This window comes from Ornithinimicrobium humiphilum, from assembly GCF_006716885.1.
GTDB lineage: Bacteria > Actinomycetota > Actinomycetes > Actinomycetales > Dermatophilaceae > Ornithinicoccus > Ornithinicoccus humiphilus.
The window spans coordinates 2,193,765-2,208,397 of record NZ_VFPU01000001.1 but is presented as its reverse complement, the minus strand read 5'-3'; the positions used below and the strand labels follow the sequence as shown (position 1 = coordinate 2,208,397).

14 protein-coding genes and 1 tRNA gene are annotated in these 14,633 nt (G+C 73.1%); 12 read left to right on the top strand and 3 right to left on the bottom strand.

Annotated features, from left to right (window positions below):
- Positions 1–206: 206 nt before the first annotated feature.
- The 6 genes from FB476_RS10375 (at position 207) to FB476_RS10350 (ending at position 8,230) form a co-directional block, all read left to right on the top strand.
- Positions 207–3,248, top strand: coding sequence for an Rne/Rng family ribonuclease (locus tag FB476_RS10375; protein ID WP_238329659.1), 3,042 nt, complete (start codon positions 207–209; stop codon positions 3,246–3,248).
- 183 nt (positions 3,249–3,431) lie between these two features.
- Positions 3,432–3,746 carry a 50S ribosomal protein L21 gene (rplU, locus tag FB476_RS10370; protein WP_141818685.1) on the top strand — a complete coding sequence of 105 codons (315 nt, stop codon included), beginning with the start codon at positions 3,432–3,434 and terminating at the stop codon, positions 3,744–3,746.
- 27 nt (positions 3,747–3,773) lie between these two features.
- A complete protein-coding gene (gene rpmA, locus FB476_RS10365) occupies positions 3,774–4,043 on the top strand; it encodes a 50S ribosomal protein L27 (protein WP_141818684.1) in 270 nt (89 codons plus the stop codon).
- A 131-nt stretch (positions 4,044–4,174) separates the two neighbouring features.
- Positions 4,175–5,683, top strand: a complete 1,509-nt coding sequence (obgE, locus tag FB476_RS10360; RefSeq protein WP_141818683.1) for a GTPase ObgE — start codon at positions 4,175–4,177, stop codon at positions 5,681–5,683.
- Between the two features lie 63 nt (positions 5,684–5,746).
- On the top strand, positions 5,747–6,871 hold the full coding sequence (proB, locus tag FB476_RS10355) for a glutamate 5-kinase (RefSeq protein WP_141818682.1): 1,125 nt from the start codon (positions 5,747–5,749) through the stop codon (positions 6,869–6,871).
- Between the two features lie 72 nt (positions 6,872–6,943).
- Positions 6,944–8,230 (top strand): glutamate-5-semialdehyde dehydrogenase, encoded by a 1,287-nt coding sequence (locus tag FB476_RS10350; RefSeq protein ID WP_141818681.1) that lies wholly within the window; start codon positions 6,944–6,946, stop codon positions 8,228–8,230.
- On the opposite strand, the gene FB476_RS10345 is transcribed toward FB476_RS10350, so the two are convergent.
- Entirely contained in the window at positions 8,218–9,204 is a 987-nt protein-coding gene (locus FB476_RS10345; RefSeq protein ID WP_141818680.1) for a glycosyltransferase family 2 protein, read from the bottom strand. The genes FB476_RS10350 and FB476_RS10345 overlap by 13 nt on opposite strands.
- A 43-nt stretch (positions 9,205–9,247) precedes the next feature.
- Here FB476_RS10345 and FB476_RS10340 point away from each other — a divergent pair, with 43 nt between their 5' ends.
- From FB476_RS10340 to FB476_RS10320, 5 genes are all read left to right on the top strand, one after another.
- A complete protein-coding gene (locus FB476_RS10340) occupies positions 9,248–9,475 on the top strand; it encodes a hypothetical protein (RefSeq protein WP_141818679.1) in 228 nt (75 codons plus the stop codon).
- Between the two features lie 14 nt (positions 9,476–9,489).
- Positions 9,490–10,062, top strand: coding sequence for a nicotinate-nucleotide adenylyltransferase (gene nadD / locus FB476_RS10335; protein ID WP_238329762.1), 573 nt, complete (start codon positions 9,490–9,492; stop codon positions 10,060–10,062).
- Entirely contained in the window at positions 10,059–10,442 is a 384-nt protein-coding gene (rsfS, locus tag FB476_RS10330; protein ID WP_141818677.1) for a ribosome silencing factor, read from the top strand. The genes nadD and rsfS overlap by 4 nt, the downstream gene beginning before the upstream one ends.
- 8 nt (positions 10,443–10,450) lie before the next feature.
- Positions 10,451–11,086 carry a histidine phosphatase family protein gene (locus FB476_RS10325; protein ID WP_141818676.1) on the top strand — a complete coding sequence of 212 codons (636 nt, stop codon included), beginning with the start codon at positions 10,451–10,453 and terminating at the stop codon, positions 11,084–11,086.
- Between the two features lie 104 nt (positions 11,087–11,190).
- Positions 11,191–11,263 (top strand) — tRNA-Ala (locus FB476_RS10320).
- Between the two features lie 81 nt (positions 11,264–11,344).
- Here the strand turns inward: FB476_RS10320 and FB476_RS10315 are convergent.
- Together FB476_RS10315 and FB476_RS10310 are read right to left on the bottom strand one after the other, a co-directional pair.
- The gene (locus FB476_RS10315) at positions 11,345–11,869 is read right to left on the bottom strand and encodes a type II toxin-antitoxin system PemK/MazF family toxin (RefSeq protein ID WP_141818675.1); all 525 of its coding nucleotides are present in this window, start codon (positions 11,867–11,869) and stop codon (positions 11,345–11,347) included.
- Positions 11,866–12,645 (bottom strand): IclR family transcriptional regulator, encoded by a 780-nt coding sequence (locus tag FB476_RS10310; protein WP_141818674.1) that lies wholly within the window; start codon positions 12,643–12,645, stop codon positions 11,866–11,868. The genes FB476_RS10315 and FB476_RS10310 overlap by 4 nt, the downstream gene beginning before the upstream one ends.
- A gap of 176 nt (positions 12,646–12,821) precedes the next feature.
- Between FB476_RS10310 and FB476_RS10305 the strand changes: the two genes are divergently transcribed.
- Entirely contained in the window at positions 12,822–14,618 is a 1,797-nt protein-coding gene (locus tag FB476_RS10305; RefSeq protein ID WP_238329658.1) for an L-lactate permease, read from the top strand.
- The last annotated feature ends 15 nt before the right edge of the window (positions 14,619–14,633 follow it).

Genomic DNA, 14,633 nt, shown 5'->3' with positions numbered 1-14,633 from the left:
ACCCTGCCGGCACGCGCGACGCCCGCCAGGCGCGTCGAGCCGACTCCTGCCGGCCCATCGGTGCCGCGCCCTAGCGCGAACCGAGCGGCAACCAGGACGACTTCCGTCCACGGCCGACCGGCCTGGACGACTGCACCCGCCGCGCGGGGAGAGGGCCCGGGAGGGCCCCAGGAGTGGGCTCGGCCGCGCGGCTGGAAGGACACATCGTGTCTGAGGACAGCACCCGCACACCCGACGGCGAACACGCCTCGCAGGACGACGACCGCCAGCTCCGCGCCGCCGAGCTCGCCGCCGAGGCCCAGGCCCTCTTCACCAGTGGTCTCCCGCCCGTCATCGACGAGGACGAGGCCGAGGACGAGGCGGAGAAGACCGAGGGCGAGGACGCCGCCGAGGGCGGCGAGCTCGACGAGGGGCCGGACGTGCCCGTCGTGGCCGTCGTCTCGGACGAGGACGCCGACGAGCCGGACACCGGGGACGACGAGGACGCGACCGAGGAGCCCGAAGAGGCCCCCGCCGCACCCTTCCCGTCCTTCGGCGTCGTCTTCCAGGCGCCGGACCTCTCCGACCTGCCGCGCCGGCGCTCGCGCCGCGCCACGTCCGGGGTCACGACCCCGCAGGTCCGCCCGGTCGACGAGGTCGAGGACGAGCCAGAGGGCGTGGCGGACGAGCAGGAGCCCGGCTCCGACGACGCCACCGGCACCGGCGAGGACACGGGCTCGCGCTCGAACCGCCGCCGCCGCCGCGGGGGCAAGGGCCGCCGCCGCACGGGTTCGACCGACGCGGGGGAGGAGACGCAGGACGGTGACGAGACCGAGTCCGCACCCGAGCAGGGCGAGGACGAGGAGAGCCCGGAGGCGGGCTCGACCACCCGTCGTCGGCGACGCCGGTCGACCGGTTCCTCGACGTCCACGGACGCCTCGCCCGAGGGCGAGGCGGAGGCGGAGGACGCCGACGGATCCGACGACGACGCCAGCAGCACCCGTCGCCGTCGCCGCCGCCGTCGCAGCGGGGAGGCCGCCACGGGCGAGCGCTCGGCGCGCGACGAGGTGACCTCGGTCAAAGGCTCCACCCGCCTGGAGGCCAAGCGCCAGCGGCGCCGTGAGGGCCGCGAGGCCGGTCGCCGCCGCACGATCATCACCGAGGCCGAGTTCCTCGCCCGCCGCGAGAGCGTCGACCGCGTCATGGTCGTGCGCGGGCTCGAGGACCGGACCCAGATCGCCGTCCTCGAGGACGGCGTGCCGGTGGAGCACTACGTCTCCCGCTCGGCCCAGAGCACGATGGTGGGCAACGTCTACCTCGGCCGGGTCCAGAACGTCCTGCCCAGCATGGAGGCGGCGTTCGTCGACATCGGCAAGGGCCGCAACGCCGTGCTCTACGCCGGCGAGGTCAACTGGGACGCCGCGGGCCTGTCCTCGGGCGAGCCCAAGCGCATCGAGAACGCCCTCAAGGCCGGCGAGTCGGTGCTGGTCCAGGTCACCAAGGACCCGATCGGCCACAAGGGCGCCCGTCTGACCTCCCAGATCTCGCTGCCGGGTCGCTACCTGGTCTACGTCCCCGGCACCTCGATGACCGGGATCTCGCGCAAGCTGCCGGACACGGAGCGCGCCCGGCTGAAGAAGATCCTCAAGGAGGTCGTCCCCGACGACGCCGGCGTCATCGTCCGCACCGCGGCCGAAGGCGCCTCCGAGGCCGAGCTGCGGGCCGACGTCGAGCGCCTCACCGCCACCTGGGACCGGATCAGCGCGGCGGCGAAGAAGAGCTCCAACGCCCCGACCCTGCTGCACGGCGAGCCCGACATGACCGTCCGCGTCATCCGCGACGTCTTCACCGAGGACTTCTCCAAGCTGGTCGTCTCGGGCGAGCAGGCCTGGACCGAGGTCAAGCGCTACATCGACGACGTCGCGCCGGACCTGGCGGACCGGGTCGAGAAGTACACCGGCACGACCGACGTCTTCTCCACCTACCGGGTGCACGAGGCGATCGCCAAGGCGATGGACCGCAAGGTGTGGCTCCCCTCGGGCGGCTCGCTGGTCATCGACCGCACCGAGGCGATGACGGTCATCGACGTCAACACCGGCAAGTTCACCGGCTCCGGGGGCAACCTCGAGGAGACGGTGACCAAGAACAACATCGAGGCGGCCGAGGAGATCGTGCGTCAGCTGCGGCTGCGCGACATCGGCGGCATCATCGTCATCGACTTCATCGACATGGTGCTGGAGAGCAACCGCGAGCTCGTCGTCCGGCGTCTTCTCGAGTGCCTGGGCCGCGACCGCACCAAGCACCAGGTCGCCGAGGTGACCTCGCTGGGACTGGTCCAGATGACCCGCAAGAGGGTCGGCTCGGGGCTGATCGAGGTCTTCTCCGAGACCTGTGCGCACTGCAACGGCCGGGGCGTGATCGTCCAGAGCGAGCCGGTCCACCGCAACGGCAACGGGAATGGCAACGGCGGCGGTCACGCGGCCGCCGAGGAGTCCTCGGGCTCCAGCCGTCGCGGGCGCGGCAAGGGGCGCGGATCCTCGTCCTCGTCGGCGTCGTCACCGGCCGTCGAGAAGCACGTCCTGCCTCCGCCCAACCCCAACGGTCCGACGCCGGCCCAGATCGCGGCGGCCGCCCACGCGGCCGCGCTGCAGGCCGGTGCCAGCTCCGAGGCGGCCAACGCCGCCGCCGGTGCGGCCACGGAGGCGGCGACGCAGGACCCCGCGACGCCCGAGGGGTCCACGAGTCCCGAGACGGTTCCCCCGACGTCGCAGGCCCCGGATGCCCCCGAGGACGCCAGGGCGGTCGACACCGTCCCCACCGCCGAGCAGGACGCCGCGCCGACCGCGGGGGAGGGTCCGGAGCCCCGGACCGCCGAGACCCCGGCGACGGGGCAGGCCGGCGCGCCGGTCGACAAGCCCGCCTCCGGTCGGGCGCGCTCCCGCGCCACCCGGGCGACCGGGACCCGGGGCGGCAGCCGCCGGGCCTCCGCGGCCACCAGCGAGCCGGCGCCCGTCGCGACTCCCGAGCCGGCACCCGCGGCCGCTCCCGAGCCGGCACCCGCGGCCGCTCCCGAGCCGGTCGCGGCCTCCGCTCCCGAGCCGGTCGCGACGCCGGACCCCGCACCCGCGGGTGCCGCGCCCGTGACCGCAGACGCCTCCGTCGAGCCCGCCCTGGCACCGCCCAAGCGGCGTCGACGTGGCCGTGTGGTCGCCCCCGCCGGCCCCCCGACGGGGGTCGTCGAGACCACCGCACCGCCCGAGCAGTCCTGACGCGCTCGCCCGCCGCACCGGGCCCCGCGGCCGAGTTTGGTCGAGGGGCCCGGGCACGGTACGCTAGTGCGTCGGTTCGCCCCGGTTTACCGGGTCGGGTCTAGAGACGACGCGCGTCGCGGCGGCTCGACCCCTCCCAGCCGGGAGCTGCATACCCACCCAAGACGAGGAAGTGAGTTCAACGTGTACGCGATCGTCCGTGCTGGCGGCCGCCAGGAGAAGGTGTCCGTCGGCGACGTCCTGACCATCGACAAGGTCGGCGGTAACGCTGCTGCGGGCGACACCGTGGAGCTCGCCCCGGTGCTGCTGGTCGACGGTTCCACCGTCACCACCGACGCCGACGCCCTCGCCAAGGCCACGGTGACCGCCGAGATCCTCGGCGCCGCCAAGGGCCCCAAGATCATCATCCAGAAGTACAAGAACAAGACCGGGTACAAGAAGCGTCAGGGCCACCGCCAGCCGCTCACCCAGGTCAAGATCACCTCGATCGACGCCTGACGTCGTCGCAACCAGGAGGCTCCAGCCATGGCACACAAGAAGGGTGCGTCCTCGACCCGCAACGGTCGTGACTCCAACGCCCAGCGTCTCGGCGTGAAGCGGTTCGGCGGCCAGGTCGTCGGCACCGGCGAGATCATCGTCCGCCAGCGCGGCACGCACTTCCACCCCGGTGAGGGTGTCGGTCGTGGCGGCGACGACACGCTGTTCGCGCTCGTCCCGGGTGTGGTCGAGTTCGGCAGCAAGCGTGGCCGCAAGACCGTGAACGTCGTCGCCGACGCGGCGACCGTCGACGCCTGAGGCTCTCGCCGCAGCGCACGACTCAACGCACGTTCCGACGCCGGTGGGGCACCTGCCCCCACCGGCGTCGGCGTATCTCCACCCCCCAGCAGGACCGGCACCGATCTCGGCGCCGATGAGAGGATCTCCCCATGGCCAACTTCGTCGACCGCGTCGTCCTGCACCTGCGTGCCGGCAACGGCGGCCATGGCGTCGCCTCGGTGCACCGTGAGAAGTTCAAGCCGCTCGGCGGCCCCGACGGCGGCAACGGCGGGCGCGGGGGCAACATCGTCCTGCGCGTGGACCCGCAGATCACCACGCTGATCGACTACCACCACTCGCCGCACCGCAGCGCACCCAACGGGCGACCGGGCGAGGGCGACGAGCGCCACGGCGCCCAGGGGCAGGACCTCGTCCTTCCCGTGCCGTCCGGCACGGTCGTCACCACCCGTTCCGGCGAGGTGCTCGCCGACCTCGTGGGCGAGGGGGCCGAGTACGTCGCGGCCCGCGGCGGACGCGGGGGACTGGGCAACAAGGCGCTGGCGTCGCCCCGCCGGAAGGCCCCCGGCTTCGCCCTGCTCGGCGAGCCGGGCGAGGAGGCCGAGGTCGTCCTCGAGCTCAAGACGCTCGCCGACGTGGCCCTCATCGGGTTCCCCTCCGCGGGGAAGTCCTCGCTGGTCTCGGTGGTCTCCGCCGCGCGGCCCAAGATCGCCGACTACCCCTTCACCACCCTGGTGCCCAACCTCGGAGTGGTCACGGCCGGCGGCGAGCGGTTCACCATCGCCGACGTGCCCGGTCTCATCCCCGGCGCCTCCGAGGGCCGCGGCCTGGGCCTGCAGTTCCTCCGGCACGTCGAACGCTGCCACGTGCTCGTCCACGTCATCGACTGCGCGACCCTGGAGCCCGGTCGCGACCCGCTGACGGACCTCGAGGTCATCGAGGCCGAGCTCGCCGCCTACGTGCCCCACGGGTCGCTCGGCGGCATCCCGCTGTCCGAGCGCGTCCGCGTCGTCGTCCTCAACAAGGCTGACGTCCCCGAGGCTCGCGAGCTCGCCGAGATGGTCAAGCCGGACCTCGAGGAGCAGGGCTACGAGGTCCACATCGTCTCGGCGGTGGCCCACCAGGGCCTCAAGGAGCTCACCTACGCCCTCGCTGCGCACGTCAAGCGTGCCCGCGAGGAGCAGGTGGTCGAGGAACCCACGCGCGCCGTCATCCGCCCGCGAGCGATCGACGACCAGGGCTTCTCGGTCCGCCGCGAGACCGCCCCCGACGGCACCGAGGTCTTCCGCGTGCTGGGCGAGCGACCCACCCGCTGGGTGCGCCAGACCGACTTCGCCAACGACGAGGCCGTCGGCTACCTCGCCGACCGGCTCAACCGCCTGGGCGTCGAGGACGAGCTCCTCAAGGCCGGGGCCGTCGCCGGCTCGACCGTGCTCATCGGCCCCGAGGACGACGCGGTCGTCTTCGACTGGGAGCCGACGATGGCGGCCGGCGCCGAGCTGCTCGGCGCGCGGGGGAGCGACCTGCGTCTCGACGACCGGGCCCGCCCCACCCGCTCCGAGAAGCGCGAGGCCTTCCACGACAAGATGGACGCCGCTGCCCGTGCCCGGGCCGAGCTCGAGGCGGAGCGCAAGGCCGGACGCTGGGTCCAGGACAACTGAGCGCTCTCCGTCGCCCGGGGAGGCGATGCATGAGTATGACGAATCGTGGATTAGTATTCAGCCATGTCCTCGAGCCTCGACCGTAGCGTCGTCACTGACGCTCGCCGCCTGGTCGTCAAGGTCGGCTCCTCGTCCTTGACCGGCCCGCGGGGCGGGCTGGACGGCTTCCGGCTGCAGGCCCTCGCCACCACGCTGGCCAAGCGGGCCCTCGACGGGGTCCAGGTCGTCCTGGTGTCCTCCGGCGCGATCGCCGCCGGGATGGGCCCGCTCGGGCTGACCCGGCGGCCCAAGGACCTCGCCACCCAGCAGGCCGCCGCCAGCGCCGGCCAGGGCGTGCTCATGGCCGCCTACACCAACGCGTTCACGCTGCACGGTCTCAAGGTGGGGCAGGTCCTGCTCACCGCCGACGACATGCACCGGCGCAGCCACTACGTCAACGCCTCGCGCACGCTCGAGCGGCTGCTCGAGCTGGAGGTGGTGCCGATCATCAACGAGAACGACACCGTCGCCACCGACGAGATCCGCTTCGGCGACAACGACCGGCTGGCCGCCCTGGTGGCCCATCTCGTCGACGCCGACGCGCTGCTGCTGCTCTCGGACGTCGACGCGCTCTACGACGGCCACCCCAGCGAGCCGGGGTCCCGACGGATCCCGCACGTGCGCACCGTCGAGGAGATCGCCCACGTCGACGTCTCCGGCCACGGCTCGCAGCTGGGCACCGGGGGCATGGCCACCAAGGTGGCGGCGGCCCAGATGGCCACGGCCGAGGGCATCAGCGTGCTGCTCACCAGCGCCGACCGTCTGGTCGAGGCCTTCGCCGGCGAGGACGTCGGCACCTTCTTCACCCCGACGGGCGAGAAGAGCCCGGCGCGGCGGCGCTGGCTGGCCCACGCCACGAGCGCGAGCGGCCGGGTCGTCCTCGACGACGGTGCCGTGGAGGCCGTGGTGCGACGCCGCACCTCGCTGCTGCCGGTCGGCATCACCCGCGTCGAGGGGAAGTTCGCCGCCGGTGACACCGTCGACCTGTGCGACGTCTCCGGCCGGGTCGTGGCCCGCGGGCTGGTGGGTTACGACGCCGAGGAGCTGCGACCGCTCGTCGGTCAGCGCCTGGAGCGCGGCACCCGCCTGCGGACCGGCGCGCCGGCGCCCCGCCCGGTCGTCCGGCGCGACGACCTCGTCGTCCTCTGACCCCCTCCGGGCACCCCGCCCGGACCCCCTACCCTGGTCCCACGTCCCGCCCGAGCAGGAGCAGCAGAGCACATGAGCACCGCCCCCGTCGCACCCGAGGTCGTCGCGTACGTCCACGACATCGCCCGCCGGGCCCGTGGCGCCGCCCGCGAGCTGGCGCTCCTCACCAGGGCCGAGAAGGACGCCACCCTGCACGCGATGGCCGACGCCGTGGAGGCCGGTGCTGCCGAGGTGGTGACCGCCAACCAGGAGGACCTCCGACGCGGGCGCGAGAAAGGTCTCCCGGAGAACCTCCTCGACCGGCTCACCCTCGACGAGGAGCGGGTGCGCGCCGTCGCCGGCGCGCTCCGCGAGGTCGCCGCGCTGCCCGACCCCGTGGGCGAGGTGGTCCGTGGCTCGACGCTGGCCAACGGCCTGCAGATCCGCCAGGTGCGGGTGCCCATGGGCGTGGTGGGCATGATCTACGAGGCTCGTCCCAACGTCACCGTCGACGCCGCCGGTCTCGGGCTCAAGAGCGGCAACGCCGTCATCCTGCGCGGCGGGTCGGCCGCCGGCTCGACGAACGCCCGGCTCGTGGAGCTGCTGCGCGGCGCCCTCGTCGGCCGCGGTCTGGACCCCGACGCCGTCAACCTGCTCACCGAGGGCGGGCACGACGCCGGCCGCGCCCTGATGACTGCCCGCGGCCTGGTCGACCTGGTCATCCCGCGCGGCGGGGCGAGCCTGATCAGGACCGTCGTCCTGGAGTCCACCGTGCCGGTCATCGAGACCGGCACCGGCAACTGCCACGTCTACGTGGACGCGGCCGCCGACACCGAGATGGCCGTGCAGGTCGTGCTCAACTCCAAGACCCACCGGACATCGGTGTGCAACTCCGCCGAGTCGCTGATCGTGCACCGCGACGCCGCCGAGCGGGTGCTGCCCGGCATCATGGCCGGCTTCGCCGCCGCGGGCGTCACCGTGCACGGCGACGCCGAGATGGAGCGCTACGCCGAGGCGGCGGGTGCCGCGCACGTGCCGGTGACCGACGAGGACGACGACACCGAGTTCCTCTCCCTCGACATCTCGGCCCGGGTCGTCGACAGCCTCGAGGACGCCATCGCCCACGTGCAGGCCCACACCAGCGGCCACACCGAGGCGATCGTCACGGGCGACCGGGCCGCGGCCCGGCGCTTCATCGCCGAGATCGACGCCGCGGCCGTCATGGTCAACGCCTCGACGCGCTTCACCGACGGCGGGGAGTTCGGCTTCGGGGCCGAGATCGGCATCTCGACGCAGAAGCTCCACGCCCGCGGCCCGATGGCGCTGCCCGAGCTGACCACGACCAAGTGGGTCGTGGAGGGTGACGGTCAGGTGCGATGAGGCCGCTCCTCCGCGTCCGCGGGCGCGGGGGAGGAGTCGCGCAGCGAGTCGTGGGCGACGTAGTAGGTGGGCCGGCGCTGCAGCGTGGCGTAGATGCGGCCGACGTACTCGCCGAGCACGCCCAGGCACAGCAGCTGGATCGCCCCGAAGGCCGCGACGATGACGACCGTCGAGGTCCAGCCGGCGACCGTGTGCCCGACGATCTTCGCCACCAGGGCGTAGCCGAGCAGGACCACGGCGAGGACGAAGCCGCCCAGGCCGAACCACGTCGCCAGCCGCAGCGGCGCGCTCGAGAATCCGGTGACGGCGTCGACGGACAGCCGGACCATCCTGGCCAGGGGGTACTTGCTCGCGCCGGCCGCGCGCTGCTCCCGGACGTAGCCCACCGTCGTCGAGGGGAAGCCGAGGGCGGGCACGACCAGGCGGAGCACCCGGTGGTCCTCGGGCAGGGCGTTGACCGCGTCGACGGTCGCCCGTGACATCAACCGGTAGTCGCCGGCGTTGTCCGGGGCGTCCTTGGCGCCCATGGCGCGCATCAGGCCGTAGAAGGCACGGGCCGAGCGGCGCTTGAAGGCACTGTCGCTCGACCGGTCGGTGCGCACGCCGTAGACGACGTCGGCCTCCTCGGCCCGGGCCGCGCGCAGCATGTCGGGGATGATCTCGGGCGGGTCCTGGAGGTCGGCGTCGAGCGTGACGACCCAGGCGCCGCGCGCCGCGGCGAGCCCGGCGGAGATCGCCGCCTGGTGGCCCGCGTTGGCCCGCAGCCGCAGCACCCGCAGCTCGGGCCAGGTCCGGCGGGCGGCCTGGAGCAGGACCGGGGTCGCGTCGCGGCTCCCGTCGTCGACGGCGACCAGCTCGTAGGCCTCGCCCAGGCCGTCCAGCACCGGGCGCAGGCGCTCGATGAAGAGGGGCAGCACGTCCGCCTCGTCGAGCATGGGGACGACCACCGACAGGACGGGGGCGGAGGCGGGCATGGCACCACTGTATGTCCGCAGCGGCCGGGGTACAGTGGCACCCATGACGTCTGCGCTGTCCCAGATTCTGGTGGCCTCCGGCGAGCACGCCGAGGAGGGTGGCCACGCCATCGTCAACGAGCTGCCCTTCGAGCCGATCTGGTTCGGCGTGATCGCGCTCGGCGCCTTCGCCGCCCTGCTGCTCCTGCTGATGGTCTTCCGCAACTCGCTCGCGCTGGACCCGCACACGGACAGCCACGGCGCCGACGCCTCCGGGACGCGCACCCACTGATGCGTCTCGGGGTGATGGGTGGGACGTTCGACCCCATCCACCACGGCCACCTCGTCGCGGCCAGTGAGGCCGCGCACCTCCTCGGCCTCGACGAGGTCGTCTTCGTCCCGACCGGACAGCCCTACCGCAAGGACGCCGCGGAGGTCAGCCCGGCCGAGCACCGTTACCTGATGACGGTCATCGCGACGGCGTCCAACCCGCGCTTCACGGTGAGCCGCGTCGACATCGACCGTCCCGGACCCACCTACACCCGCGACACCCTGCGCGACCTGCGCGCGCAGCGGCCCGACGACGAGCTGTTCTTCATCACCGGCGCCGACGCCCTGGGACAGATCCTGTCCTGGCAGGGCGTCGAGGAGCTGTGGGACCTCGCGCACTTCGTCGGCGTCACCCGGCCGGGCCACGAGCTCTCCGGAGCCGGCCTGCCCGAGGACAAGGTGACCCTCCTGGAGGTCCCCGCCATGGCGATCAGCTCCACCGACTGCCGAGAGCGGACCGCCACGGGAGAACCGGTCTGGTATCTCGTGCCGGACGGCGTCGTGCAGTACATCGGCAAGTACCACCTCTACAGGGAGGACCCCCAGTGACCGCGACCCCCCGAGCGGTCGAGCTGGCGCAGGCGGCCGCCGCCGCCGCGCACGACAAGCTCGCCCAGGACGTCGTCGGCCTCGACGTCTCCGACCAGCTCGCCCTGACCGACGTCTTCGTCATCGCCTCGGCACCCAACGAACGCCAGGTCGGCGCCATCGTGGACGCCGTCGAGGACCGGCTGCGCGAGCTCGGCTCCAAGCCGTTGCGCCGCGAGGGCCAGCGCGAGGGCCGGTGGGTGCTGCTCGACTTCGGCGATGTCGTCGTGCACGTCATGCACACCGAGGACCGGCAGTTCTACGACCTCGAGAGGCTCTGGAAGGACTGCCCGCCCGTGGTCCTCCCGGACGCCGACGGCGCCACCCCGTCCGGCGCCTGATCCCGGGCATGCGGCGCGTTCTCGTCTGGCGGCACGGGGAGACCGGACACAATGCCGGGGGGATCTACCAGGGGCAGCTGGACAGCCACCTGTCGCCACGCGGCCGCGAGCAGGCCGCCGCGGCCGCGCAGGCGCTCGCGACGCGCGGTGTCAGCCGGCTGCTCAGCAGCGACCTCGCGCGGGCGTCCGACACCGCCGACGCCCTCGCGGCCCTGACCGGCCTGCGCGTCGAGCACGACGAACGCCTGCGCGAGATCCACGTGGGGGAGTGGCAGGGCCTGTCGCACACCGAGGTCGTCGCCCGCTTCCCCGACGTCGTTGCCGCGCTCGACCGGGGCGAGGACGCCGTGCGCGGCCGCACCGGCGAGCGGGTGGCCGACGTGCAGGTCCGCATGCGCGCCGTCTTCGACGAGCTGGTGGCCCGTCTCGGGCCCGACGACACCGCCGTGGTGACGACCCACGGCATGGCCAGCCGGGCGCTGGTCGCCGACGTCGTGGGACTGAGCTACCGCCAGGCCTGGCTCTCGCTGGTCGGTCTCCACAACTGCCACTGGGCCGAGCTCGTGGAGCACCGGACCGGCTGGCGGCTGGAGGCCTGGAACGTCGGGGTCACCGCCAGCGTGGGCAGCGTCACCGACCGGTGACGAGCCCGTCCGCAGCGGCCCGCTGACCTGCGAGAACGGCATACCGGACCCCGATTTGGAGATTGCTCCGGAGCCACTGTAAGGTTGACGAGTCCTCGCGACGAGGGGCTGTAGCGCAGTTGGTAGCGCACCTCCATGGCATGGAGGGGGTCAGGGGTTCGAATCCCCTCAGCTCCACAAGATCGAAGGCCCGGGTGATCTCACCCGGGCCCTTCGGCGTTCTTCCGGCGGTCGGCTGGGCACCTGTCCCGGCGGCGCTCAGGGCGTGGGGAAGAACCTCGTCACCTGCGTCATGACCTCGTCGAAGATCTTCCGGTCGAGCACGGCCCCGACCCGGCGCACGGCCGACGGGTGCAGCCGCAGCAGCCGGTCGACGCGTGCCTCGCTGGGACGGCGTCGCACGTCCCAGGCGCCCGTGCCGATGTCGACCCAGAAACGACCGGCAGCGGCCTCCTGCGCCTCGTCGAGATCGTGGTCCTTGCTCGTCAGCTGCAGCGCCAGCAGGTGGCGGCCGTCGCGGCCCACGACCAGCACCGGACGGTCCTTGCCCTTGCGCGCGTCCTCCTCGTAGGGCACCCAGGCCCAGACGATCTCGCCGGGGTCGGCGCGGTCGTCGTCGACGGGGGCGTAGGAGTAGGAGGCCGGGCGGGCGCCCTCCGGGGCGATCACGCGGGGCCGGCGGGAGGGGGAGACGAGGCGCCCGACGGCGTCGACGGCCCGCCGGGCACCCGTGCGGACCCGCTCAGCCCCGGGGACGGCGGGGGTGCGGTGCTCGGCGCTCACGCGGTGGCGCCCAGGCTGCGCTCGGCCAGGTCCGCCGCGATCTGCCGCAGGCCGGGGACGGCGGCGACGGCACGCTCGCGCGTCATCCGCTCGGTCGGGCCGCTGACCGAGAGCGCCAGCGAGCCGAGGGCGCCCGAGGCGACCGGGACGGCGACGCAGCGCACGCCGAGCTCCATCTCCTCGTCGTCGAGGGCGTAGCCCTGCTCGCGCACGCGGTCGAGCTCGGCCCGGAGGTCGTCGAGGTCGGTCAGGGTGCGGGGGGTGCGCGCCCGCAGCTCCACGCCGGGACGGGTCAGCATGTCCATGGCCCGGGCGGGCTCCATCCGGGCGAGCACCACCTTGCCGACGGCGGTGCTGTGCAGGGGGACCCGGCGGCCGACCTCGGCGAAGATCCGCAGGGTGTGGGGCGAGGGCGCCTGGGCGACGTAGACCATCACGTCACCGTCCAGGGAAGCCAGGTTGGCGGTCTCCTCCGTGAGCTCGACGGCGGCCCGCAGCGCGGGGACCGCGAGGGTGGCCAGCTGGGCTCCCGACGCGTCCCCGAGGCGGCGCGCGGCGAGTCCGACGCCGTAGCGACGACCAGGGTCCTGCCGCACCCAGCCGCGACGGGCCAGCGCGACCAGCAGGCGGTGGGTGGTGCCGGGGGCCAGCCCGACCTCGCGGGCGATCTCCGTCACCCCCATCGTGCTCTGGTGCCCGGCCAGGAGCTCGAGGATGTCGAGCGCGCGGTCCACCGACTGGACCCCTCGCGGCCGCTCCGCCTCCGGCGTGCTCATGCACCAACCCTACCGGCGGTTCCGCAGGTCAAGAACGGGCAAGGTGGGGTGTCGGTCGTTGACCGGCCCCGAATGCAGGGGCATAGTCCGACGCACGCAGAGGGCGACGCCCGCCGCCCACGCCCGATCTCCGGGGGAGAGGTGTCAATGTGGACAACCTTGCATTTCTGAGTCTGATGGCCGTCGCACCCATCGTCATCGTCGGCATCCTGCTGGCCGGCTTCCGATGGCCCGCCAAGTTCGCGATGCCGGTCGGCTACGTCGTCGCCGTCCTCATCGCCCTGCTCGTGTGGGAGATGCGGCCGGGCGCCGTGGCCGCGGCCACGGTGGAGGGCCTCATCGTCGCAGTGACGCTGCTCTACATCGTGTTCGGGGCGCTTCTCCTGCTCTCGACGGTCATCGCCAGCGGGGCGATGAGCACGATCAGGGCCGGGTTCACCGCCATCTCGCCGGACCGCCGGGTCCAGGCGATCATCATCGGCTGGCTCTTCGGGTCCTTCATCGAGGGCGCGTCCGGCTTCGGCACGCCGGCCGCCGTCGTGGCACCGCTGATGCTGGCCCTCGGTTTCCCGGCCATGGCCGCCGTCATGGTCGGCCTGATCATCCAGTCGACGCCGGTGTCCTTCGGCGCGGTCGGCACCCCGATGATCGTGGGTGTCGGGCAGGGACTGTCCGGTGACCCGGGCGTCGCCGCGCGCGAGCAGGAGCTCGGGCTCTCCCACGGCGAGTACGTCGCGCACATCGCCACGCAGGTCTCCGTCATCCACGCCCTCGTGGGCCTGCTCATCCCGCTGATCATCTCGGTCATGCTCACCGGCTTCTTCGGAGAGCGGCGCAGCTTCGCCGAGGGGCTCAAGGTGTGGCCCTTCGCCCTCTACGCCTCGGTCGCCATGACCGTGCCCTACGTCCTGGTGGCCTACCTCGCCGGCCCGGAGTTCCCGTCGCTGCTGGGCGGCCTGATCGGCCTGGCGCTGGTGATGTTCACCTCGAGCAAGGGCTTCCTCATGCCGAAGGAGACCTTCGACTTCGGCCCGCGGGCCTCCTGGGAGGAGCGGTGGATGGGTGCCCTCGACACCGACCACCTCGGCGACGACGCGGCCCGGCGCCGGATGAGCCTGCCGGTGGCGTGGGCGCCCTACCTGATCATCGCGGTGCTGCTGCTCGCCACCCGGCTCATCGACCCCCTGACGGCGGCGCTCACGTCCAGCAACCCCGTGGTCACCCTCCCGTTCCAGGACATCTTCGGCACCGGGATCTCCACCACCTGGCAGTGGCTCTACAGCCCCGGGACCGTCTTCATCGTCACCTGTCTGATCACCTACGCGCTGCACCGCATGAACGCCCAGCAGATCAGGAAGACCTGGTCGGTCGCCGGGCGTCAGATCCTGGGGACGGCCGTCGCCCTGCTCTTCGCCGTGCCGTTGGTGCGGATCCTCATCCGCTCCGGTGCCGACTTCACCGACTCGGGCCTGGCCTCGATGCCGGTCACGCTCGCCGAGGGTGCCGCCGCGGTGGCAGGGGCCAACTGGCCCCTGATCAGTCCCTGGATCGGTGCGCTGGGCGCCTTCGTGGCCGGCTCCAACACCGTCTCCAACCTGACGTTCTCGCTCTTCCAGTTCGCGACCGGCAACGAGATCGGGGTGCCTCCGGAGACCGTGGTCGCCACGCAGGCCGTCGGTGGCGCGGGCGGCAACCCGGTGGCGATCCACAACATCGTCGCGGCCTCGGCGACGGTGGGTCTGCTCGGCCGGGAGGGTGACCTGATCCGCAAGACCGCGCTGGTGACGACCTACTACTGCCTGGTCGCCGGCGGCATCGGTTGGTTCATGATCTACGGCGTCGGGCTGGCCGGGATCGTGCACGCGACCGTCGTGCTGGCCATCCTCGTCGCGACCGTCGTCTGGATGCTGCGGCGGGAGAAGACCCTGCCCCCGGTGGCGGCGGAGGCGGACGACACGGGCGCGGCCCGCTGACGGCATACCCTCCGA

Excerpts from the sequence above, each read along its gene's own strand:
- rpmA (WP_141818684.1), top strand. The coding sequence starts at position 3,774 with ATGGCACACAAGAAGGGTGCGTCCTCGACCCGCAACGGTCGTGACTCC.
- obgE (WP_141818683.1), top strand. The coding sequence starts at position 4,175 with ATGGCCAACTTCGTCGACCGCGTCGTCCTGCACCTGCGTGCCGGCAAC.
- proB (WP_141818682.1), top strand. The coding sequence starts at position 5,747 with ATGTCCTCGAGCCTCGACCGTAGCGTCGTCACTGACGCTCGCCGCCTG.
- FB476_RS10350 (WP_141818681.1), top strand. The coding sequence starts at position 6,944 with ATGAGCACCGCCCCCGTCGCACCCGAGGTCGTCGCGTACGTCCACGAC.
- FB476_RS10345 (WP_141818680.1), bottom strand. The coding sequence starts at position 9,204 with ATGCCCGCCTCCGCCCCCGTCCTGTCGGTGGTCGTCCCCATGCTCGAC.
- FB476_RS10340 (WP_141818679.1), top strand. The coding sequence starts at position 9,248 with ATGACGTCTGCGCTGTCCCAGATTCTGGTGGCCTCCGGCGAGCACGCC.
- nadD (WP_238329762.1), top strand. The coding sequence starts at position 9,490 with ATGGGTGGGACGTTCGACCCCATCCACCACGGCCACCTCGTCGCGGCC.
- FB476_RS10325 (WP_141818676.1), top strand. The coding sequence starts at position 10,451 with ATGCGGCGCGTTCTCGTCTGGCGGCACGGGGAGACCGGACACAATGCC.
- FB476_RS10310 (WP_141818674.1), bottom strand. The coding sequence starts at position 12,645 with ATGAGCACGCCGGAGGCGGAGCGGCCGCGAGGGGTCCAGTCGGTGGAC.
- FB476_RS10305 (WP_238329658.1), top strand. The coding sequence starts at position 12,822 with ATGGCCGTCGCACCCATCGTCATCGTCGGCATCCTGCTGGCCGGCTTC.